Source organism: Bacteroides congonensis, from assembly GCF_900130125.1.
Classification (GTDB): Bacteria; Bacteroidota; Bacteroidia; order Bacteroidales; family Bacteroidaceae; genus Bacteroides; species Bacteroides congonensis.
The window spans coordinates 131,725-154,856 of record NZ_FQXY01000010.1 but is presented as its reverse complement, the minus strand read 5'-3'; the positions used below and the strand labels follow the sequence as shown (position 1 = coordinate 154,856).

The 23,132-nt window shown below is 45.6% G+C and carries 20 protein-coding genes; 4 read left to right on the top strand and 16 right to left on the bottom strand.

The genetic code is table 11. From position 1 onward, the window contains the following. Positions 1-47: 47 nt before the first annotated feature. From BQ7997_RS12245 to BQ7997_RS12185, 13 genes are all read right to left on the bottom strand, one after another. On the bottom strand, positions 48-1,349 hold the full coding sequence (locus BQ7997_RS12245; protein WP_073347384.1) for a lamin tail domain-containing protein: 1,302 nt from the start codon (positions 1,347-1,349) through the stop codon (positions 48-50). A 149-nt stretch (positions 1,350-1,498) separates the two neighbouring features. Beyond that, positions 1,499-1,906 carry a HEPN domain-containing protein gene (locus BQ7997_RS12240; protein WP_073346725.1) on the bottom strand — a complete coding sequence of 136 codons (408 nt, stop codon included), beginning with the start codon at positions 1,904-1,906 and terminating at the stop codon, positions 1,499-1,501. Then, complete coding sequence (locus BQ7997_RS12235) at positions 1,897-2,217, bottom strand: nucleotidyltransferase domain-containing protein (RefSeq protein WP_073346724.1); 321 nt, start codon at positions 2,215-2,217, stop codon at positions 1,897-1,899. Before BQ7997_RS12235 ends, BQ7997_RS12240 begins: the two co-directional genes overlap by 10 nt. 70 nt (positions 2,218-2,287) lie before the next feature. Beyond that, positions 2,288-3,322: a DUF4857 domain-containing protein gene (locus BQ7997_RS12230; RefSeq protein ID WP_073346723.1), complete on the bottom strand. Its 1,035-nt coding sequence runs from the start codon at positions 3,320-3,322 to the stop codon at positions 2,288-2,290. A 37-nt stretch (positions 3,323-3,359) separates the two neighbouring features. Then, positions 3,360-4,028, bottom strand: a complete 669-nt coding sequence (locus BQ7997_RS12225; RefSeq protein WP_022137384.1) for a hypothetical protein — start codon at positions 4,026-4,028, stop codon at positions 3,360-3,362. Positions 4,029-4,133: 105 nt separating this feature from the next. Further along, positions 4,134-5,021 carry an ABC transporter ATP-binding protein gene (locus BQ7997_RS12220; RefSeq protein ID WP_073346722.1) on the bottom strand — a complete coding sequence of 296 codons (888 nt, stop codon included), beginning with the start codon at positions 5,019-5,021 and terminating at the stop codon, positions 4,134-4,136. Between the two features lie 22 nt (positions 5,022-5,043). After that, complete coding sequence (locus BQ7997_RS12215; protein WP_073346721.1) at positions 5,044-5,610, bottom strand: PepSY-associated TM helix domain-containing protein; 567 nt, start codon at positions 5,608-5,610, stop codon at positions 5,044-5,046. Continuing rightward, on the bottom strand, positions 5,597-6,184 hold the full coding sequence (locus BQ7997_RS12210) for a hypothetical protein (protein WP_073346720.1): 588 nt from the start codon (positions 6,182-6,184) through the stop codon (positions 5,597-5,599). Before BQ7997_RS12210 ends, BQ7997_RS12215 begins: the two co-directional genes overlap by 14 nt. A 217-nt stretch (positions 6,185-6,401) precedes the next feature. After that, the gene (locus tag BQ7997_RS12205; protein ID WP_073346719.1) at positions 6,402-8,015 is read right to left on the bottom strand and encodes a fimbrillin family protein; all 1,614 of its coding nucleotides are present in this window, start codon (positions 8,013-8,015) and stop codon (positions 6,402-6,404) included. 42 nt (positions 8,016-8,057) lie between these two features. Then, on the bottom strand, positions 8,058-9,569 hold the full coding sequence (locus BQ7997_RS12200) for a DUF6850 family outer membrane beta-barrel protein (RefSeq protein ID WP_073346718.1): 1,512 nt from the start codon (positions 9,567-9,569) through the stop codon (positions 8,058-8,060). Further along, entirely contained in the window at positions 9,562-10,794 is a 1,233-nt protein-coding gene (locus BQ7997_RS12195; RefSeq protein ID WP_073346717.1) for a DUF4876 domain-containing protein, read from the bottom strand. Before BQ7997_RS12195 ends, BQ7997_RS12200 begins: the two co-directional genes overlap by 8 nt. 4 nt (positions 10,795-10,798) lie before the next feature. Continuing rightward, complete coding sequence (locus BQ7997_RS12190) at positions 10,799-13,642, bottom strand: TonB-dependent receptor (RefSeq protein WP_073346716.1); 2,844 nt, start codon at positions 13,640-13,642, stop codon at positions 10,799-10,801. Between the two features lie 251 nt (positions 13,643-13,893). Beyond that, a complete protein-coding gene (locus BQ7997_RS12185; protein WP_022137392.1) occupies positions 13,894-14,901 on the bottom strand; it encodes an aspartate-semialdehyde dehydrogenase in 1,008 nt (335 codons plus the stop codon). 305 nt (positions 14,902-15,206) lie between these two features. On the opposite strand from BQ7997_RS12185, the gene BQ7997_RS12180 reads away from it, so the two are divergent. Genes BQ7997_RS12180 through BQ7997_RS12170 form a run of 3 tightly spaced genes read left to right on the top strand, consistent with a single transcriptional unit; the run spans position 15,207 to position 18,724 of the window. Continuing rightward, positions 15,207-17,342, top strand: a complete 2,136-nt coding sequence (locus BQ7997_RS12180; RefSeq protein WP_044653680.1) for a cation:proton antiporter domain-containing protein — start codon at positions 15,207-15,209, stop codon at positions 17,340-17,342. Then, on the top strand, positions 17,324-18,058 hold the full coding sequence (locus BQ7997_RS12175) for a tRNA threonylcarbamoyladenosine dehydratase (RefSeq protein WP_022137394.1): 735 nt from the start codon (positions 17,324-17,326) through the stop codon (positions 18,056-18,058). Before BQ7997_RS12180 ends, BQ7997_RS12175 begins: the two co-directional genes overlap by 19 nt. A gap of 9 nt (positions 18,059-18,067) precedes the next feature. After that, positions 18,068-18,724 (top strand): ABC transporter ATP-binding protein, encoded by a 657-nt coding sequence (locus BQ7997_RS12170; RefSeq protein WP_022137395.1) that lies wholly within the window; start codon positions 18,068-18,070, stop codon positions 18,722-18,724. Positions 18,725-18,902: 178 nt separating this feature from the next. Here the strand turns inward: BQ7997_RS12170 and BQ7997_RS12165 are convergent, their stop codons facing one another. Next, complete coding sequence (locus tag BQ7997_RS12165; RefSeq protein WP_073346715.1) at positions 18,903-19,829, bottom strand: ComEA family DNA-binding protein; 927 nt, start codon at positions 19,827-19,829, stop codon at positions 18,903-18,905. Then, positions 19,829-21,199: a sodium-dependent transporter gene (locus tag BQ7997_RS12160; RefSeq protein WP_022137398.1), complete on the bottom strand. Its 1,371-nt coding sequence runs from the start codon at positions 21,197-21,199 to the stop codon at positions 19,829-19,831. The genes BQ7997_RS12165 and BQ7997_RS12160 overlap by 1 nt, the downstream gene beginning before the upstream one ends. Positions 21,200-21,301: 102 nt before the next feature. Between BQ7997_RS12160 and BQ7997_RS12155 the strand changes: the two genes are divergently transcribed. Beyond that, entirely contained in the window at positions 21,302-21,709 is a 408-nt protein-coding gene (locus BQ7997_RS12155) for a VanZ family protein (RefSeq protein ID WP_022137399.1), read from the top strand. Between the two features lie 66 nt (positions 21,710-21,775). Here BQ7997_RS12155 and BQ7997_RS12150 read toward each other — a convergent pair whose 3' ends face one another. Next, positions 21,776-23,074 carry a UDP-N-acetylmuramoyl-tripeptide--D-alanyl-D-alanine ligase gene (locus tag BQ7997_RS12150; RefSeq protein ID WP_073346714.1) on the bottom strand — a complete coding sequence of 433 codons (1,299 nt, stop codon included), beginning with the start codon at positions 23,072-23,074 and terminating at the stop codon, positions 21,776-21,778. Positions 23,075-23,132 lie beyond the last annotated feature (58 nt).

Sequence of the window (23,132 nt, the reverse complement as noted above, 5' to 3'; positions counted from 1 at the left end):
CAATGCGGTGGCACAACTGTGCCAATAGAAAGGTCTTGAGAGTGAACTTATTCTTGTGAGTTTGGTATCCCCGGCGTTCCCCCTGTCAGTGCCTTGGATGAATGCCAGTTCTTCCGGGTTGAGGAAGATAGTTCCGGTGAAACCTTTTCAAGAGATATACCTTGATGTCTTTTATCACCGGAACAGTGCATGGACTCAAAGTAACTGCATTTGTCGATAAGCCGTGACTTTTCCTCGTTAGTCATTATAGCGAGATAACTGTCTTCGTTGGTCAGTTTGGGAAAGTTGGTTATTCCGATAATTGTCTCTCCATTGGTCTTGTGCTTTTTGATAAGGGTAGCGGCTGATTTCGTAAGGCATATATAACCGTAAGGGGGAACGCTTATTTCCTGATTGCCGTCCGTTTGTTGCAGGATAACGGTAGACTTGGTGGTTGTGGTGTTCGCCCCCGCATCTATATATCTCATAAGTTTTAATGACGGGACAGAGACGGTAGAACCGGATGGGTTATAGAGTTCTATGTATTCTGCCCCGTCTGTTGCATTATCATACATTACTTCGTTGAACAATAAAATCCCTTTTACTTCTGCCGGATAATCAGGCGGAACGGGGATAGGGTCTGCGGGGGTATCCGGTTCATCCGGTGTCCCGTCGGGCTTTGTCGTTGTCTCCACATCGTTCGATAACTGTACATGATGGAAAGTGATGCCTTTGCTGCGGGTTTGGGTATAAATACAGTATATTCCGCAGCAGGAAGAGTTTTGGATACTATTGTCTTTTATTTGTTTTTCTTTGGTATATTCATCTTCGGAATCCAGGCGTGTCCAGAAAGTCCAGTAGCCGTTGTTGTCACACTCTACTTTTATATATAACTTCGGTGAGTTGTTTCCTTTCATCAGTTCCCTTCCCGAAGCCAGAAGTTTGGATTGTTTTCCATTCTGGCGATAAAGTGCTACGTTGTCTTTGGCACCACCTATCTGGATATAATAACCGTTCAAACTGCCGGAAAGTACACTGGAAGAAGAGGTCAGATAAAAACGGGCATAATTGTTGGCGGACGGATTAAAAGTAAGGCGTACTCCGAACTCCCAACGGGTGTTTTTTACGGAAGAAGAAGGGAAGGTGGCGTAGGCGGTTCCTGCATCTTCCTGCGGGTCATTCAAGCGGATTCCTTCTTTGGCATTGATGGTGAATTTGTCCGTTTCCCCTTCCCATGGAAGTTCGGATGTGATAGTATCTTCTCCTTCGGGATTTTCTGCCGCTTCGTCATCGGCAGGGAGTGAACAACTTTGGAATAAAAGGACAAAAAGGCTTAGGGATATGAATATAAGTGTTTTGTAGATTCTCATACGGTTATATATAAGGTAGTTTTCATTAACCGTATTTGTTTGTGTATAACGCAGAGGCAATTGCGGCTTAAATGTTTTATTAGATACAAAAGTAGTATTTTTTATGGAAAAGACACTCTGTTTATCCGTTTTTGTCAGCGTGATTCTTGTTACATGTCTTTTAGTGAAGTAAGTTTTTCGATTTTTTGTATGAGTTGCTCCGTTTTATCCAATAAGGGAATGACATCTTCTTCTGTCCAATCGAATAAATCATCATAGTCTCCGGATTTTCTCATATTTTGTAGCCGCGAAACCAAACGGGCATCTTCTTTGCTTACCAATTCTTTTTCAACAAATACTTGTCCGAATAAACAGATAACGCCATTATGAGTTTTTGAAAATAAGCCTTTGTCGGTGAGTAAGGCGGAAATGATGTGAAATGCTGCATAATATAAACGATTGGCAACAAGATTCCAATGTCCTAATTGGGCATTGTCTTGTGCCTCAATCATCGTAGCTTTTGCCTTTTGAATACGATAAGCTATGATAGCCTTTTTTTCTTCAATACTTAATGACATAACACAATTCCTTCTTGTTCTACATTTTTATAGAAAAGGGTGAAATTTCTTTTTTGCCAGTCTCTGTACGTATATAATATAGGATTTATCATTACTCCTATTTTCCATCCTAGTTCGACTAGCGGATAGGCTACATCATCAAAATCCATATTATTAATTCTATCCTTATCCAAAAGAATGAGAATATCCCAGTCGGAGTCTTCTCTCGCATCTCCACGAGCTTGTGACCCGAACAATACGACTTTTGCTCCGAAAGGAAGCACTTTGCCGGCTGTTTCCCGAATGGAATATATCACTCTTTCTTTTTGCATAGAAGTTCCTTTTATGCAAAGGAACAATATTTTTTTCTCTTATCCTACCAATTCCAGTATTTTTTCAGCCTTATTCAAAGCGCGGCATTACATATTTATCCTTGTAGGAAGTGAAAGTGATGCCCGGCATGGAATGAACATTCGATTTATTCTCCAATGCCTTAATCAGTGAATAATCGTCGGCATTCAATGCATAATAGTTGTCGGAAGCCGGAGTAGTTACTCGTACAGTCCAGTCGAACATATTGCCTATAATCGTCAGCGCATCCGTTTCAGGATTAAACATCGGGATGCCTGTTTTCACTATTTCATAGGTACGGTTGTTCAAGACGTAAAGGGCATTGTTGACGTCTGTCATAAAAGCAAGCGTCTTTTTACTCCTGAATTCTGTTAGGTACAGGTGGTTCAGTGCCAGTCCTTCGGGCAGTGGTATGGCACGGACGTAAGGACGGCCTTTCACTTGTTTCAGATGGAACAGACGGCGGTCGGCATCCAACAGGAGATATCCTTCGTCGTACTCTTTCTTCACGGTCGGGTTTCCTGCTATCTCCGTAGCGGGGAAGCGGAAACCTTTTTTGCTCATGGCTTCCGTGAACTGAAGGCTTTTTTCTGCCTTTACGCTGTTGGTAGCCATGTCGATAAAGTCAATTCCTTGGGAAGTGATGCGGAATACATCGTCCGGCATCTTGAGGTCTACACGTCCGGACATGGATTCGAGTAAAGGATAAAGTCCGATAGAGGGAGCATTAATGTCCGAAGGGACACTGCGGAAGTTGAAGTTCTCCGTTTGCACCAGTTTGGGAGTGACTGCTATTCCTTTTATCGTGTCCGGAAAACGTTCGTCGGACATCAACTGACGGAAGTAGAACATCGGAAGAATGCTGTCGAAAGCAGCTTCGGAATAGATATTCCCGGCAAGGTCACGGCGCACCGTTCCTTTTCCGCCCTCTTGTCCCATCAGGGCGAAATCACCGATAACGAAGCTATATAGCGTAAATGGAGTCTTCTCCGGCTTTACGACAAAGAAATTGTAACACCACGGCAACTGCCATAGGAGCAGGAAAGCAATGGTGACATATAATAATAAGGTACTGAAACGTCTCATCTTTATTTGATTCTTAATGTTTAGTTCTTCATTTCTTTTAGTCTTGTTTTCCCGCCTTGAACCGTACGATGGAGAGCCATGAGAAAGAGGCTGTCAGCAATGTATAGACCAGCAGGTAGGGGAGAAACTTGTTGTAGGCTTCCGGTGTGGGCGACAGAAAGAAGATTCGCAGTAAAAGCACGGCGATGACAAGGTTCAGGATACGGCGTTTCCATGCCGGTTCGAGACAAATCCATGCGACAAGCAGGTAACCGGAGATTCCGGCAAGATACCACGTCAGGGCGGTGAGCAGGATATGGTTCTTCAGTTCATGGGCAAGCACTCCGCTCAGATAAACTTCCATTAGCAGGAAGTTGGAAGCGAAGCAGACAAGGAGCAGCACCAGACCGGAGAGTAGCATATTTCCTGTCATCTTCAACTCCGGATAGGGCAGGTGAAGCGTCAGTTTCAGGCACTTGCGCTGCATCTCGGGCACAAACTGCACGATTGCCATCAGGATTCCGGCAATCAGGGGGATATATTGTAACATATCAATGAATATGACATCCCGTTGCAGCATGACTTCCCATACATGCGCGGCTCCTTTCATTTCTACCACCCGGTTGATGCGGAGCATACAGTAGCCTGTAAAACCGAGTGTGGCGAGTACGGCAAGCAGGAAATACCACCGTGTCTTTATCCATTCTTTATAAAATATAGCGTACATTGTTTTAAGATAAGTTATCTGTTCTAATCTATCAGCCGATTATCTATCAGTCAATAATCTATCGGCTCTTATTTTTCAATTCTTAATTTTCAACTCTCAACTGAATCAGTATTTCCCTGTCAGACCGATAAAGGCGTCTTCCAGATTCACTTGTTCGCTATGCAAGTCCGTATAAGGCACTGACATTGATTTCAGCTTCTCCTCTGTTTCCGCAGGCGGCAGGAAGGAGAAAGTCTCCAACGTATTCCGCATGACGGAAGGATGATAGAAATCTCCGGATTCGGGAAACTCATAGCCTTCGGGAACTGTAAATGTATAGCGGCGTCCTTTTTCCAGTAACTCGGAAATCGGTTTCTGAATCAGTATCTTTCCGTAGTCCATGATGATGCAATCGTCCACCAGACGTTCCATATCCTGGATGATATGCGAAGTCAGGAAGACCGTTTTTCCTTCGGAGCGGGCATAGTCACGGAGATAGTCTACGAACAGACGGCGGTAACCGGGGTCGAGTCCGAGGGAGAAGTCATCCAATACCAAAAGCTCGGGATTCTGCGCGAGAATCAGTCCGAGAGCTACTTGCGAGCGTTGTCCGCAAGACATACGTGAGATACGCTGTCCCGGAGCTACTTTCAACTTGTTCATCAGTTCATAATACGCTTCCCTTTTCCACTGGCCGGGATAGAAAGCAGCGTAGAATTTCTCTATTTCGGTGATGGTCATAAACTGATATTGTACATGACCTTCAATCAGCAGTCCGATGTTGCGGCGCAGGGCGGGTGCCATGCTTTGTATCTCTTGTCCGAAGATGCGGCACTCTCCCGAGCGCGGCTTGAGGTAACCGCTCAGGATATTTATAGTGGTGGTCTTACCCGTACCGTTTTTCCCTAACAGTCCCAGGATACGTCCTTTGGGTACTGTGAAACTGAGGTTTTCGTAAATCAACCGTTTGCCGTAATAATGCGTCAGGTTGTTACATTCGATAATATGTTCCATTCGATTTTATCTGTTATTCTATTCAAAAGAAGAAAAGGAAGAGAATAGGAATCAAGATTCCGACAATGAGCTCTATTCCCCCTCTGCCGATAATACCTTTATTCCCTTTCAGCATGATGATGCCGGAGAGAGTGATGATAATAAGTCCGACGGCAAAAATATCCGCGAAGTGCGTCCACCACTGCCCCGGATTGTAATGCAGGCGGGACATCGCCCCGATAAGCGGCCGGCGGGTGACAGACTCGTAGACTGCTTCCCCTGTCTTTACATTCACCAGCAGGTTGGAACCGCCTTTCAGAAAGACCTTCATCACGTCCGTTTGAGGGAAGTAATGTTTGGTGTAGTTGCCTGTCTCTCCCAGTGGTTCCAGTAAAGTAAGTACTTTCTCCTTATTCATTCCGGTTTTGTCCGGCAGGTTTTCTGTTATCTTATATTCTTTCCGCGTGATGGAGAAGTTCGGATTAATCGTATCGCGATGATTCATCACAATGCCGGAAATGGCATATATCAAGACCATTCCGGCAAAGAAAAATGATAAATCACGGTGTATAATCCGGCTCCATTTACGGATGCTGCTACTCCACTTCATATGAATTGGCTTCCATAAAATAGAATGATAAATACTCTTTTCCTGTATTTGCCTTGCGGTCGGCTATCTTGGCGCGGAAGTCTGCGATGCGTGCTTCGGGCGTATTGGCTGTTTCACCGCGCGCTTTCTTCTCAGTGTCGCATCCGGCTTCGCCTGTTCCATGTTTCTCGGCAGCTTGTGCTTTGAGTTGGGCTTCCCAATTCTGGAGATAGGCTTCGTCGATGCGTTGCTCTTTCAGTGTACCGGTGACGCGGACGATGGAGTTCACGCATTTAGGGTCGAATGCTCCCAGTGTTCCGGCTTCTACGCGGATTACTTGCGTGTCGTCGCTGCCCATCAGGAAGATTTTCTTTGCGCCATGTTTGCAGGTATGAGTACAGACGCCTTCGATGGTTACCTCTTTTCCGGCAAGGCTTTCGGCATTTGCCAGAAGGGAGTCGATTTCTAAAGCGGAAGAGGCCGTTTGTTCCGTAGTTGCTTCTGACGCGCTTTTCTGTTGTTTGTTGCCACATGAAGTTCCGATAATGGTTATTGCCATGAGGGCAATTGCGATTGTTAGCTTTCTTGTTTTCATTGTTACTGCTTTTGTTTTTATATAGTTTGTAAATAGTTTCTTGTTTTGCTTATAGCGTATAATGGTTCTCTCTACAGGTAACGAGTTTCAACCCTACTTGAAACTTTTTGTTTCTCGGTGTGAAACACTTTGTTTCACTACGGGAAACCATTCGTTTCACACCGAGAAACAAAGTGTTTCAAGGCATGAAACAAATACTGGCCCTTGGGGTGGCGGATTAGTCCCTTACGCAACGGAGTTGCATGCCGGATTTGATACTGACATAGGCTAATGATAATCTGCCTTCAGGATACTTGCTTGTATTGATTGTACTCATTAATCCAAAAAACTGTATATTGGTAAGTAGTCCGCTGCTACTATTGTAGATGGGTTTGTAGGCAGTCGAAGTCATGTAATAATTCATTGCCGGTTTCCCGTGCCATGCAGCTTGAATATTATCTTCGCTAGCTATTGTGGTTTTTTGATAACTGCCGGCACCAGTGAGGCTTGTCGCCATGCGAACACCGGAGAATTGGTAGTTAAATCCTGCATTATTTAGTGATGATATCTTTCCGCCGTCATAGCTTGTGTCATAGAAAAGGGCTTTATCACCATCAGCCGGTACTTTTCCGTCGGCGTCATTGGTCGATTTCCCTACGAGGTTAAAGTATTCCAAACGTGTCGGTATATGCCATCCTTTCGGGCAGATACCTTGTACTCCCTCAAAACTATTCAGGTTACTTTCCGTGATTTCCTTACCACCTAATGCTACTTGCAGGTCATATAGATAACCTAATTCTTTTATAGCACTTGCTTCTGTTGTAGCTACGGTTGCGCCGTCTACTATTTCATAAGGATACCAAATATGAGAATCTGTTGTCGGGTCAGTGGACGGAGTATATCCTTTCGGTAAGTAAGCGAGCGGTTCTGCCATCCATGTTGTGCCGTTCGCAAGAGTTACAGTGTTGTATTTCACTCCGTCATACAAGAAATAATTCTCATCAAGATGTTCTTCAAAAGATACTTCATTGTCTGCGCCGATTTCCCCCTCATCTGTCCAACTCTCGATTTTTCCGCTAAGCGTAACTATTATATCATCGGGCAGCACACGGGCATTCACACTATATTGTCCGCCTTGCGCCAATGTAGTAGAAGTAAGTCTCTGTGATAAAGTCTTGCCATCGGCAGTTGTCACTTCAAGGGTGAAAGCTACTGTCTGCGGGATGACGATGGCACGGTAAGCCTTGTTTGCTGTAACAACTTGTGCGGTAATGTCTGTTGCCGTAGCGCTTTCGTCTGCTGTAACCGAAAGGGCGGGCAGGTCGAGAGTAGCGGTCGGGACAGAACCTTTCAGTACGACCGATGAAATATCCGATTGTGTATCGTTCTCTATGTTAATAACGAGTTTGGTAAGTATATGCTTAAAGTTCATGACGACAGCATTGGTAGAAGGAAGTACGTCGGACTTGCTTGCGGCGATAAGGTCGGACGCGCCGTAGCCTGTAGTCTGGTCGGCCTTTACTGTAAATGAAGTCGGAGTACCGGCTGCGTCATAAGGATAATAGGCTACTATCTGCGATTTGTCGTTTCCTTCGGGGTACCAAAGCAAGTCACCGGTAAATACTCCGTTACTGTATGTCATCAGCTTGTTTGATGCGTACACAAAGTCATTGCTTTGGGTGATTGTTACGCCGATTTGGTCTGTATCTTCGAAGTCAACTTCCGTAGCACGTGTGATAATAGGTGCGATAGTAATGCGGCCATTGGTGTCAATAGTCGTAGTTTCATTCTCTTCCTGCTGGCAGGATGCCAACAGTGCGGCTGCGAACATAAATGTCAAAATCTTCTTCATTGCTTGATAATTTAGTATGTATAAATATGGATTGTTTCTAATTTAAAAGGTATATCCTAACTTTACCGTTTCGTTCCAACGGCTTGAACCTTCTATATAGTTAAGGTTGAAACCGTGCGTATAACTTCCCTGCACTTCAGCGTAAATTCCTTTGTTGAAATGATAGCGTAATCCGAGCCGGAAGGTGGCGTGCGTGGCGGTTGCGTACTCATTCCGCAGATTATACTCATCCGTCAGGCGGTAGGGCGGGTCGCCCGGCTCTGTCGTTGTTCCGGCAGTCCTGCTTTTTTCGGTGAAGTTTCCCGTAGAAAAGGAAACGGCGGCTTTCAGGTCGAATTTTCCGGTATGAAGTACGCCGGAGATATACGTCCGGCTGCATAGCATCTTTTCCGAAGCAATATAAGGGTACATTTGGGTGGCGAGAGACTTGAATACCGACAACTCGCTTCCTGCACGAAACTCTCCGCGGGGGCTTAAAAGTTCATATTCGGGATTGGCGAAGAAAGCGTCTTTCTCGAAGATGCGGTTGGAACCGTGTACATGAGTGGTCGTTATTCCGTTGACTGTCTCCTTGCTTATTACGTTTTCATTATTTGCCAGATGCGACCATTGCAGGTTCAGCCGTAGGAAATGCTCTTTGTTCCCTTGTTTGAAGCGGTAACTTAAACGGGAAGCAATCCGATGTGTCGGGAATTTGAACCAGATGGCTTCCCGTTCGCCGACAGAACCGGAAGAATGCGTATATCCGAACTCTCCGTAGAAACCTTTCCATTGCAGTTGCAAGGCTGCTCCGTGAGAAAGTTCTTTGATGGGGAAACCGTTGATTCCCGATTCGCTCAGGTGGATTCCGCTACCGTTCCATGCTTCGTAGGCCCCGTACATAAGTCCTTTATCCAGAAAGGCATTGTAAGATGTTTCCGCCGTGCCGATAACTTCCGCTTTGACAGACTCGCTGTTCTTGTTGAAGATATAAGAGAAACCGATTGCCAGTTCACCGGAATGATACATGACACTGGGGGCTACCGTCAGGTCGAGCCTGTAGTTGGTATGCCGCAAGTCTTTCCGCTTGGAGTAGTTGGATGCGGCAAAATCCACCTTTCCACCCAGCCGCCAGTTGGGGGCGATGTCGGTTGCTATGCCGCCCATGAACGCGTAGGTTTGCAGGTTTTTGCGTCCGGGGGTGAACTCGAGAAGGTCTACCGGATAAAATCCCGGATGGATAAACATCGAACCGCTCATATTCTTGCCGGAAGTGTGGTCGAAGGAGAACGAGCCGGTCAGGGAATAACTTTTCAGGTGCGTGATGGACTTTGCTACCGCCCCGGCACTCCAAGACTTTTCCGCTTCGTATGAGTTGCGGAAGTCGCCGTGGCGGTTGTTCCCGTACAATTCGGCGTAAGAAGTGGTGACGCTGTCCATCATGATACCGGTGACATTAGTTCCGGCGTTCCATGAGTTACGCCGTTCTATAATATCATAGGTCTGTGCCGAAGTAGCAGTCGCCATGCATAGCAGCAAAAGACAGGCTATATATATTTTTCTCATATCACTCATGCAAAGATGGTTTTTCCCGTTCGTAAAAATCGGTAGAGGAGTTGTTGGTATCTACCAGTATCTCATAACCGGCTTCCTGCGTGGCTTCTTCGTCTATATGGCGGTGCAGGCTGCGTCCGTTGTAAGTGGCGTTTTGTGTGACGTATCCGGCGTCAATGGAAGGAGAGATGCGTTTTTTGTTGTTCGAGGAACCGCCGTAATATATTTCCGTGCCGTCGATAACCCACTCTAACGGGACGGCTATCACACGGTCGACTGTACTTCCGGGCTTTTGCATGATGTTGCCTTCCCTGGATACGAAGTCCTGTATTGTAGTTCCCTCAGCCTTGAAGATGACAGTGGCGGGAGAGGATAACGAGTATGTATAGGCATTTGCCTGCCCGGTCTTCACGACTACGTTCAAGTAATGTTCCGGTGTGATTTGGTCGCCCGGAGCCGGATGGTATTGGGTATTCGGGAAATAGACGTTATTGTAACAGACAAAATATCCGGCTTTGTTCAGGTTGACGGATTGCGGGTATTGTGCTGCATGGTCGATAGCTCCATTGAGGGCAATCACCGCATCTTCTCCCGGTTGCAGGGGGAATGTCCTGCCTGTGCCGCCGAACTGCCAGACGCACTGGGCGATAGGGGCGAAGTCGGGGAAGATGGTTGCTCCGGTTTCCGCGTCCTGCTTCACCCATACGTTGGTCGCCTGTGCATTGTAAGGGTCGAGTGTCCCGAAACAAAGGCTGTCGAGGTATTGCACTTCCGAGTCGTTATTGTGAAGGATGATGTATTTGTCGGACTGGTAATTTCCTTCCAACGGCAGTTTGGTACAACCGCCGCAGTAGATTTCCTTGATAATGATAGCTCCTGCCCTGGAATGGAGCAACGGAAGGTTGAAAGCCATATCCCCGTCGGTCAGTTTTACATTGTCGGCGAGTCCGTTGAAGATGTCCTGTTCGCTCTTGTCACTGATTTGCACACGGTATATTCCTTGTGCCAGTGAAAATTGTACCGTTCCGTTCCTGTCGGTTTTTGCCTTGTAGGAGTTGCCCTGGTCTACGTCTTCAATTTTCACGGTTACTCCTTCACGGAGATGTTCCGTGTAACCTTCCGGGTAGACGGCAGTGACCTGCAATGTGTGCAACCGGTCGGCGTACGGATTCTCTTTGTCTATGTCCGTGCATCCTACTGTGATGCCGGTGACTGTCAGTAATATTATATAGATAAATTGTTTCATAAGTTTAAAGTTTGATGCGGCAAGTGAGTCCATAATAAAAATCAGGGGTGAAGAGTGCGCTTACACCGGTGGCGCGGGATTTCACATAAGGCCGGGAATTCGTGAAGTTGATAGCGTTGAGAGACAGGGATATATGATTACCAATCTCTTTGGTAATGTTGATGTTGGCAGAGAAATACGGGTTATACCCGTCGGCCGCGAACGTATAGGCATTGCCCGATTTGCGTATCAGATAGGAGAACTCCGGATTTCCGGCTTCGGCGTCGGTGAAAGGATGCATCTCATTGTTCAGGTCGAGATAAGCTACCGGGCGGATGGCTGTGTAGGAGTCTCCGTCATAAATGCTTCCCCCCGTTTGAGTGTTGCTGCTTTCACTGACGTTGAAAGCGTATTCCTTGCCTTTGTATTCGGAAATGTTCTGCGAACGTTTCACGAGTGAGGCTTCCAACCGGCATGATATAATCAGCCGCGCTTTCGGGATGCGGGTGATGGCGGTGATATTGGCATCCAGTGAGTGGGTGCGCTTGCCGTTGGCGGTTATGGATGAATTGTCGCCATTGGCATAGATACCTACATATTGGTAGGAACGGTTGGGAAGACTGGGGTCGGTGTGCGACCATCCGTTCTGATAATAATAGGATAACGAATTATCTATGTATTTGGTATATGTATAGGCGGCATCCACCCGGAATTGTGTACGGATAGGAGTTATCTCCGGGAAATCGACAATCATTTCCGCTCCCCGGCGAATCACGTCCGCTCCATTGTCGGGAGAGGTTGACCTGACAAATGTCCGGTCGGTCACCTTCACATCCATCGGAGTCCAATAGCCTGATTCGTTCTCACGTATATAAACCATCCCTGTCTGGCTGTCCACATTGATTTGCGGGTTGGCGGGCATGGTGAATCCATCGGGCAATTGAAGCACGTCATATGAAAAAGGGGTATAGGTATGTGTGTATTTATACGGCAGTTTCGTACGGTTGAAATATCCGACTAATGAAATCCGGGTTCGGGCTACATCAAGGTCGATACCTATCTCCGAATTTTGGTTCTTCTGCCAACGGAGATTCTTGTTGTGCAACAAGGTGTAGGGTTGGCTGTAATATACATAAGATGATTCATTGTTATTGGATGAGAAACCGAAAGTCTGTATGTCCCGGTACTCCTGCTTGGGATACAGCATATAAAACGAGGGTAACTTCTCCGAAATTCCCCATCCGCCACGGATAGCGATATGTTCGTTCAACTGCCACCGGGCGTTGAAACGCGGTGAAAGGCTGTTCAGGCTGTTGTATTCTGTTCCTTTGATAAACAGGTTTTCCCAACGTACGCCTGCCATCAGCCTGAGCATTGTATGGCCGACAGGCAGGGACAGGTTTTCTTCCGCATAAAATGACACGTTATGCATATACGGATACGAACTGTAAGGTCGCGGACGGTAGCCGGTCGGGGCTAACGCAGGGTCTTTGTAATATTCCCCTTCGCCGGCATTGCCTGTTGCCTTCCATTGGACGCCCGCTTTCAGGTTACTGTTGACAGTCCCGAACCGGTGGTTCCATTCATATTTTAGGGATGCGGCATAGTCCAGCTCCTTGGAATCTATAATTTGGTCGGCAAAGTAGGTGTATGGCAGTTTGCTTGCGAGGAAATATCCTTCCTGCGTGGCGTGGACTGCCGGTTGTTCGGACGCATAAGAGTAAAAGGTATGCGCGTGCGAGTTGTTGTCATTGTAATATACGGATGCGTCGAGTTTCAGGTTGGTTATCCATGATTTGTTGAGCAGCCATGACAATGAAGTGTTTGCACGGAATACGTTGTCCCTCACTTTGGTATATTCTCCTGAATATGCGTCGGGGTCGTCTTTCGTGTTCATTCCGCCGATATTACCCGTGACGCCGATATCGAACCGGAATACTTTGTTGAACGTATTGCTGTATCCGGCGGAGAAACTTCTTCTAGTATAAGAGGTATAAGGAGAAATCAGCTTTTGGGTGGCTTTTGTCCATTCTCCGTTTATGTTGATAACACCTTTATCGTTCCCCAAATCGAGTCCTTTGGAAAATGAAACCTGTTCCGTGCGGGGATTGATGGATAGTAGTATGTTCCAGGGAGTTTTCCCTTTCCTTGTCTGGATTTTAATCATGCCACTGTTCAGGTCGCCATATTCTGCGGACGGTACACCCGTGATTACTTCCACCGACTCGATATCCGCCACAGGAATGCTCCGCGTATCTGTGCCGTTCATCTCACCGAACGAACCATTGTTGCCGATACGTACGCCGTCCACTTCTACGGCTGTTCCGAAAGCCGCGTTGCCAATTGTCGAGCCACCGTTACGTAATGAGAAAATATTGTTGGCGGTAAGGTCGGGCACTTTCGTCTTTCCCCCCGGCAGAAGAGCAGAAATATCACTGATATTGGATACTTGAAGATGCTCCAATGCATTGCTACCGATAGTCAGCGTAGTATTCAACTCATTTTTCGGAGCTTGTGCGGTGACAACCACGTCTTCCAGTGAGAGGGTATTCTCTTGAAGTTGTATGGTCAGATTCTTAATGTCATTGCGTACGTTTACGGGAACACTTGCCGGTACGTATCCCAGGAAAGATACCTCTAGATTATAACGTCCGTTTTGTATTCCCGGTATCGTAAATTCTCCTTTCTGATTGGATACAGCCCATAAGTAGGTGCCTTTGATGACGATAGATGCACCAGGTAAAGGGGTATTCGTTTTTGCTTCGGTCACGCGGCCGGAGATTGTATGAATGTTTGAATCGGCAGCAGCTTCAAATAGATTACAAAATAATAGCCCCCACAATGCTATATTAAAAAGACAATACTTCATAGATAAGTTTTGCGCAAAATTCGTTAAAAAACGGGCGTGGGGCAATCGCTATAAATTGTTATTTTAAGGAAATGAAATACCTATAATGAGTGAGGGATTTCGTAAATACATCCTTTCCGGTTCTATGGATGCGATATTTGGTGTGTAAAAGAAGAAACCGACTTGCATGGCGAATTGTATCGCCTTGCAAGCCGGTTCATAGATTTGGCTTATCTTTGTCGATGTCCGGACTCAATCTCCGGACTCATACTTTAGACATTTTTTACTTTAATCAGATACTCGGCAATCTGAACAGCGTTCAGTGCGGCGCCTTTCTTGATTTGGTCGCCTACAACCCAGAAAGTCAGTCCGTTTTCGTTGGTCAGGTCTTTGCGGATACGACCCACATATACAGGGTCTTTTCCGGCCAGGAACAACGGCATCGGATATTCTTTTTCGGCAGGATTGTCCTGAAGAACCAATCCTTCACCCTTGGCGAATGCTTCACGGGCTTCTTCAATCGAGATAGGGCGTTCTGTTTCCAGCCAAATACTTTCAGAGTGAGCGCGCAATGCAGGAACACGTACACAAGTAGCACTAACCTTGATGTCGGAGTGCATGATTTTACGTGTCTCATTGAACATCTTCATCTCTTCCTTCGTGTAACCGTTTTCTGTAAATACGTCCACTTGCGGAATCAGGTTGAAAGCCAACTGATATGCAAACTTCTCCACAGTCACAGGTTCGTTAGCCAATACCTGGCGATATTGTTCGTACAATTCGTCCATGGCAGCGGCACCCGCGCCGCTCGCTGCCTGATAGGTAGACACGTGCACGGTTTTTATATGAGAAAGCTGTTCGATGGCTTTCAGTGCAACTACCATTTGGATAGTTGTACAGTTAGGGTTGGCGATGACACCACGAGGACGCTCCAAAGCGTCTTCGGGATTTACTTCGGGCACTACCAAAGGTACATCGGCATCCATACGGAATGCGCTGGAGTTATCAATCATCACAGCACCATATTTAGTGATGGTTTTCTCGAACTCCTTGGATGTGCCTGCACCGGCAGAAGTGAAAGCAATGTCTACCCCTTTAAAGTCATCGTTGTGTTGTAAGAGTTTCACCTCGATCTGTTTACCGCGGAAAGTATATGTTGTTCCGGCACTACGTTTAGAACCGAACAAAACTAACTCGTCCAACGGGAAGTTTCTTTCATCGAGCACGCGCAGGAATTCCTGTCCCACGGCTCCGCTTACGCCAACAATAGCTACTTTCATCTTTTTCTTTTGTTAAATTGTGAATATTGAATTTCTCTCCTTACACTGTCGAATAGAAGAGATTTGGCTGCAAAATTATAACAATTTAGCATATAAACATCGCTTTTGAGAGAAATATTTCAGTTTTTCGGTGGATTACTTTAACCTTGCGTATAGTCAGGCGTGGTTGCCGTACGAAATGAAAGTGCCTGACGAAATATATCCTGTCAGGTAAGCGGTGAAATAAATAATACACAGTCTGAACATTCATTGTGATTCTGCGAACTTTTTTGTTCCTTTGCATTGAATTCCTAAAGCCATAGCCTATGAACCTGTTTGATTTTAATTTTACCTTACCGATAACCGACCCTACCTGGGTATTCTTCCTGGTATTGATTATCATTCTCTTTGCTCCCATGATTTTGGGGCGACTGCATATACCTCATATTATAGGTATGATTCTGGCAGGTGTAGTGATTGGCGAACATGGCTTTCATGTGCTCGACCGTGACAGCAGCTTCGAACTTTTCGGTAAAGTGGGACTGTACTATATCATGTTTCTTGCCGGACTCGAAATGGATATGGAAGATTTCAAGAAGAACCGGACGAAAAGTTTTGTGTTCGGCTGGCTCACCTTTTTGATTCCGATGGGATTGGGTATATGGAGTAGTATGAGTATGTTGGGATATGGTTTTCTCACCGCTGTGCTGTTGGCGAGTATGTATGCTTCCCATACGTTGATTGCTTATCCTATTATCAGCAGGTACGGATTGTCCCGTCTGCGCAGTGTCAATATAACTATCGGCGGTACGGCAGTGACCGTTACCCTTGCCTTGATTATTCTTGCAGTCATAGGTGGTATGTTCAAAGGGACTGTCGACGGCTGGTTTTGGGGATTTCTTGTAGCAAAAGTCGCTTTCCTCGGATTTCTGATTGTTTTCTTTTTCCCCCGTATCGGACGTTGGTTTTTCCGGAAGTATGACGACAGTGTGATACAGTTCGTATTCGTACTGGCAATGGTCTTTCTTGGTGGCGGATTGATGGAGTTTGTGGGAATGGAAGGAATCTTGGGAGCTTTCCTTGCCGGGTTGGTTCTGAACCGCTTGATTCCCCATGTATCTCCTTTGATGAACCGGTTGGAATTTGTAGGAAATGCGTTATTCATACCTTATTTCCTGATTGGTGTCGGAATGATTATTGATGTAAGAAGCCTGTTTACCGGTGGGGAAGCATTGAAAGTGGCGGTTGTGATGACTGTGGTTGCTACCATTAGCAAATGGCTGGCTGCATGGATTACGCAAAAGATTTATGGGATGCAACCGAACGAACGGAACATGATTTTCGGTTTGAGTAATGCGCAGGCGGCAGCTACGTTGGCAGCGGTATTAATCGGACACGAGATTATCATGGAGAATGGCGAACGGTTATTGAACGATGATGTACTGAACGGTACGGTCGTGATGATTCTTTTTACTTGTGTCATCAGTTCTTTGGTGACGGAACGTGCTGCCCGCCGTTTTGCCTTGGATGAAACAGTGCAGTCGGAAGAAGAGGGAACGAAGAAAAATAAGGAGCATATATTGATTCCGGTTGCCAATCCGGACACGATTGAAGACCTTATCAACCTGGCACTGGTGATAAAAGATGCCAAACAGAAGAATGCATTAATCGCATTGAACGTTATCAATGATAATAATAGTTCGGAAAAGAAAGAATCACAGGGAAAGCGTAATCTGGAAAAAGCGGCGATGATTGCCGCTGCTGCAGATGTACCTGTCACGATGGTGAGCCGTTATGATTTGAATATTGCTTCGGGGATTATTCATACGATAAAAGAATATGAAGCTACGGATGTTGTCATCGGTTTGCACCGGAAAGCCAATATCGTGGATTCTTTTTTCGGGCATCTGGCCGAAAGCTTGCTGAAAGGTACGCATCGTGAAGTGATGATTGCCAAATTCCTGATGCCGGTGAATACCTTGCGGCGAATCAATATAGCCGTTCCGCCGAAAGCCGAATATGAAACCGGTTTTGCAAAATGGGTGGAACACTTCTGCCGGATGGGAAGCATCCTGGGATGTCGCGTGCATTTCTTTGCAAACGAACGGACTTTGATGCGGCTTCAGCATCTTGTAAAGAAGAAATATGCAGGAACACCGACTGAGTTTTCCACGTTGGACGAGTGGGAAGACCTTCTTCTATTGACAGGACAAGTCAATTTCGACCATCTGCTGGTAGTTATTTCCGCCCGTCGGGGGTCTATTTCTTACGATCCTTCTTTTGAACGTCTGCCTGCACAACTCGGAAAATATTTCTCTAATAATAGTTTGATTATTTTGTATCCCGACCAGTTCGGCGAGCCGCAGGAGATTGTTTCTTTCTCTGACCCTCGCGGACATAATGAGTCGCAGCATTATGAAAAGGTTGGTAAATGGTTCTATAAATGGCTAAAGAAAAATTGATGGAAGAAAATAACTGGCAGCAAAGGACAGAGCTCCTTTTGGGAGAGGAAAAGATGAATCGTATCCGTAATTCCCATGTGTTGGTCGTAGGTTTGGGGGGAGTAGGGGCTTATGCGGCCGAGATGATTTGTCGTGCGGGAGTCGGCCGGATGACGATTGTAGATGCCGACACGGTGCAACCTACCAATATAAACCGCCAGTTGCCTGCCATGCATTCCACATTGGGAAAGACAAAAGCAGAAGTGTTGGCTGCCCGGTATAAAGATATAAATCCGGATATTGAACTGAAAGTTCTTCCTGTCTATCTGAAAGATGAAAATATACCGGAACTGCTGGATGCCGGTAAGTATGATTTTATAGTGGATGCTATTGACACAATCAGCCCGAAATGCTATCTGATTAGTGAAGCGATGAAGCGTCGTATCAAGATTGTTTCCAGTATGGGGGCAGGGGCGAAAAGCGATATCACACAGGTTCGCTTTGCCGACCTTTGGGATACTTACCATTGCGGACTAAGCAAAGCCGTTCGGAAGCGTTTGCAGAAAATGGGAATGAAACGGAAGCTCCCGGTAGTATTCAGTACCGAACAGGCCGACCCGAAAGCTGTGTTGCTGACCGATGATGAACAGAATAAGAAATCTACTTGTGGAACAGTCAGCTATATGCCGGCTGTGTTCGGATGCTACCTCGCAGAATATGTCATTAAACGATTATAAAAGGCTATTATGATAAAACTAGAAGGAATAACGAAGAGTTTCGGTTCATTGCAGGTACTGAAAGGGATTGATCTGGAAATCAATAAGAGTGAGATTGTCAGTATCGTAGGGCCGAGCGGGGCAGGTAAAACTACCCTGTTGCAGATAATGGGGACTTTGGATGAGCCGGATGCGGGAACGGTGGAGATTGACGGGACGGTAGTCAGCAAGATGAAAGAGAAGGAACTGTCTGCTTTCCGTAATAAGAATATTGGTTTCGTATTCCAGTTCCATCAGCTTTTGCCGGAGTTTACGGCATTGGAGAATGTGATGATTCCTGCGTTTATAGCCGGCGTATCTTCAAAAGAGGCAAACGAGCGTGCAGTGAAGATACTGGAGTTTATGGGGCTTGCCGACCGTGCCTCTCATAAGCCCAATGAACTGTCGGGCGGAGAGAAGCAGCGGGTAGCAGTAGCACGTGCTTTAATCAATGACCCGGCTGTAATCTTGGCCGATGAACCGTCAGGCAGTTTGGATACTCACAATAAAGAAGATTTACATCAACTATTCTTTGACCTAAGGGACAGGCTGGGGCAGACATTTGTCATCGTCACCCATGACGAGGGACTTGCCAAAATCACCGACCGGACAGTGCATATGGTTGATGGTATGATTAAAAAAGATTAATTAAGAAACCTAATTTCTAAAAATGGATACCAAAAAGGTAGAGGCTTGCATGGTTTCTACCTTTTTGCTATATATTTGTAGTCGCTTCTCTACGGAAGTCTGTGAAGATGATAGTAGAGTGTTTGTTTTGTTTGTGTGTGATGCATTCTTGTCTGGTGTGATAGGAATGCATCTTTTTTTATAAATCACAACAAACGTATGGTTCGAGCCTTTCAAAATCCACCGGAGTAAATTCCTCATAGAGCGATAACTGTTTCAGGCTGTTTATGCTTCCCTTCTTTTTCCGGTACTCTACGATTACTTTCGCTTGATAGAAGTTAATATACGGGTGATACATCATCCGTTCCAAACTGGCTTTATTTAAGTTGATACGATGTATCCGACCGGCATCAATAGAGAACCAGGGACGGAGCTTCTCTACTTTTAGCTGAATCTCCTGTAATTGCTCTATCCGGCAAAAAGCTCCTAGCCGCTTGCGGTAATTCACAATCTTCCGGGCAATGCTGCTACCGATTCCGGGAATCTTCTTGAGTTCGGTGGTATCGGCAGAGTTGAGGCTGATAATAGTTCCGGGCTGGTACTTGAATACAGTATCTCGCTGTGCGCTTTTTGCTGTTAATAGTTGTACTGTATCTCTTGGTTCTCTAGGCTCGGCACTTTTCGCAATCTGAATATAAGGAAGCAGTGTCTGATATTGTTCTTCTGTTAGTCCGTATATTTTCCGGAAGTCTTCCGGGTGGTGGAATCGTCCCTGTTTGCTACGATAACGCAGGATGTTCTTAGCCATCCATGACGGTAGTCCAAGAGACAGAAAAGTCATGGAGTCGGCCGTATTCGGGTCAAAGACGGTAAGCCTTATTTCTCTTTTGGGAGATGACCGGAAGGAGCTGTCGGTAGGTTTTCTGTGTGGTTTTGTCTCTTCGAGGGAAGTGATAAATTCATTTAATTCTTTTTCGAACTTCTCTTGTTCAGCGGCATCCATCTCTTTGGGATGGACGAAAAGCGTGAAGAGCTTAGGAATTGCGAATGTTCCTAAAATAAGAACGACAAGGACGATAATGCCTTGTCGTTCGGTTTTAGTGAAATAAAAAAAGTCTTTCCACATTATAGTTTGATGAATCCTAATTCGTTGATAAATATCAGTGTGATGGCAACCGGGGCGATATATTTCAATATGAAAATGATTAGTTTATACACGGGAACTTTCAATGAACCGTCATTTGTAATCTCCGACCATACTACTTTCTTGTCGAGATACCATCCCGTGAAGAGGGAGATACACAATCCGCCGAGCGGTAACATGATTTTAGCTGTAACAAAGTCGAAGAGGTCGAACGTTCCCAGTCCAAAGACCGTGAATCCTTTTGTGACTCCCAGTGACAAGGAACAGAATATTCCCAGGAATATACATCCACCGGTGACCAGCCTTGCCGCTTTTCCCCGGGAGAATTTGAACTCTTCGTGCAAATAAGCCGTCACCACTTCGTGCAGTGAAATGGTGGAAGTCAAGGCAGCCATTGCCAGCAGGGTATAGAACATCACAGAGAATATGTATGCTAATACGGGTACTCCGCTAAACGCCTGTTGGAATACATTAGGCAGCGTAATGAAGATAAGACTCGGCCCAGAACCGGGTTGGATGCCTACGGAGAAAGCTGCCGGAAAGATGATAAAGCCCGCCAATATGGCTACAAGAGTGTCAATGATGCCTACGCTGAATGCGGTTTTAGTCAGATTGGTTTCTTTACTGAAATAGGAAGCATAAGTACAAAGGCAACCCATTCCCAAGCTAAGGGAGAAGAAGGCTTGTCCCATCGCGCTAAGGAATACATTCCCGTCCACTTTGCTGAAATCCGGTTTCAGCAGAAACTCGATACCTGCACCGGCTCCCGGCAGAGAGACTGAACAGACTACCAGTATGAGTATAATAATAAATAAGGTAGGCATCATAATCTTGGAAGATTTCTCGATGCCTTTTTCTACTCCTTTTACGATGATAAAATGAGTAACCAGCAAGAAAGCCACCAACCATACCACGGGGCGCCAGGGGTTACTGGAGAAATCTTGGAAAGAAGTAATGAACTCATTGGGCGTTTTACCGGCAAAGCCATTCGTGACGGCTTCAAAAACATATTCAAGTGTCCATCCTGCCACTACTGAATAATAACTGAGTATCAGGAAGCCTGCTAATACGCCCATGCGCCCTACCCAACGCCAATGTGTTCCGGGAGCGAGTTTTTGATAGGCGCCTGCGGTGTTTGCTCTCGAACGGCGTCCTATAAGAAACTCGGCAATCAAAATGGGAAGTCCGAGAAGAAGCACACAGCCTAAATAAATCAAAATAAAAGCCGCACCCCCATGATTTCCTGTCTCATAAGGGAATCTCCATATATTGCCCAATCCTACTGCCGAGCCGGCGGAAGCAAGTATTACGCCTAATTTACTGCCGAAGTTCGCTCTATCATTTTTCGTCATAAATCTTGTTTTATCTTACAAATCGTTATAAATGTACGTATGAAAGTGCAAATATAGAAAATGATACTTATATTTGCATCGAATCTGTAATTTTATTTAGTTATGCTATCTTATATTAAGAAATATCCCGTTTCGCTTTTTATCATATTGACTGTGATTTACCTGTCGTTCTTCAAGCCGCCCAAGACGGATTTGAATGAGATTCCCAACTTGGACAAGTTAGTTCATATTTGTATGTATTTCGGTATGTCGGGAATGTTATGGTTAGAATTTTTGCGGGCGCACCGCAGGGATAATACTCCTATGTGGCATGCTTGGGTAGGTGCCTTCGTTTGCCCTGTGCTTTTCAGTGGTTGTGTGGAGTTGTTGCAAGAATACTGTACCAGTTATCGTGGTGGGGATTGGATGGACTTTGCAGCCAATTCTACGGGAGCGATTTTGGCGAGTTTACTTGCCTATTATGTGGTACGACCGAGAATGAATAAAAAAGAGAATGCGCCAAGAAGATAGTATTTACTTCTTTTTGACGCATTCTCTTTTCATTTTATAGTATTTTGCTTCTAATTATTCCACTGTTTATAAGTGTTCTACTGTCGAACTGAGTTTGATGCCGTTGGAACCTTTGATGAGAATGGTGTATCCTTTCGGTTTATTAGTTTCCAGTTCTTTGATGACTTCCTGCACATTGGCATAAGTCTTGAAGGAATGTTGTGCGGCTGCGAACTGTTCGCCTACAAGCCAGACTTTCTCAAAACCGTTCTCCTTGATGTAATCCACAATCTTTTGGTGTTCGGCTGCACTTTCGGCACCGAGTTCTCTCATATCTCCCAATAGGAGCATCTTATGGGGAACAGTCATGTTACGGAAGTTTTGCAGGGCAGCCATCATGCTGGTCGGATTTGCATTGTATGCGTCAATAATCAACGTGTTGTCTTCTGTCTTTTTGAGTTGGGAGCGGTTGTTCTGCGGGGTATATTCCGCTAAGGCTTCATCAATCAGCTTTGCTTCTACTCCGAAGAAACGTCCGATAGTAATGGCAGCCAAAGCGTTCGGGAAATTATATTCTCCGATTAACTGCGTGCGGACTTGGTGAATCTCTCCGTCTTTGCCCGCTTTCCATTCGAAAGTAAGATAAGGGGAATTATCCGTGATGTGTCCGTTGACATACAAATCATCCTGCGTACCGTAAGAAATGAGGTTCAATCCACCGGCTATATTCATTAAATACGAATTGTCGTGATGGATGAAAACGGTGGAATCACTTTTGGGACGAAGGAAGTCATAGAGTTCTCCTTTCGTCTTGATAACTCCCTCGAAAGATCCGAATCCTTCCAAGTGAGCTTTCCCCACATTGGTGATAATACCATAATCCGGTTCGGCTATTCCGCAAAGGAACTTGATTTCTCCCTGATGATTGGCTCCCATTTCAATAACGGCGAGGTCATGTTCCGGTTTCAACCGGAGCAAAGTCGTGGGCACGCCGATGTGATTGTTGAGGTTACCTGATGTATAAAGAACATTGTGTGCTTTACAAAGAACCGAGGAAATTAATTCCTTGGTAGTCGTTTTCCCGTTTGTTCCGGTGATACCAATCACACGTGTACCGAGTTGGCGGCGATGGTAGTTGGCAAGTTGTTGCATGGTTTGCAGGCAGTCGTCTACAAGTATATATCGCCGGTCGCCTTCTACGGCATATTCAGCTTCATCGACAATGGCGTATGCACACCCTGAATCCAACGCTAACTTGGCAAATACATTACCGTTGAATGACTCGCCTTTCAAGGCGATAAACAAAGAACCGTCCGGGCAGTTCCGGCTATCAGTAGTGACTGATTGGCACTCCTGGAAAATTTGGTAAAGAGCAGTAAGTTTCATAACCTGAACTTTAATTTAAAACACTGCAAAGATAGGCTATTCTTTCGGATTTGGCAGG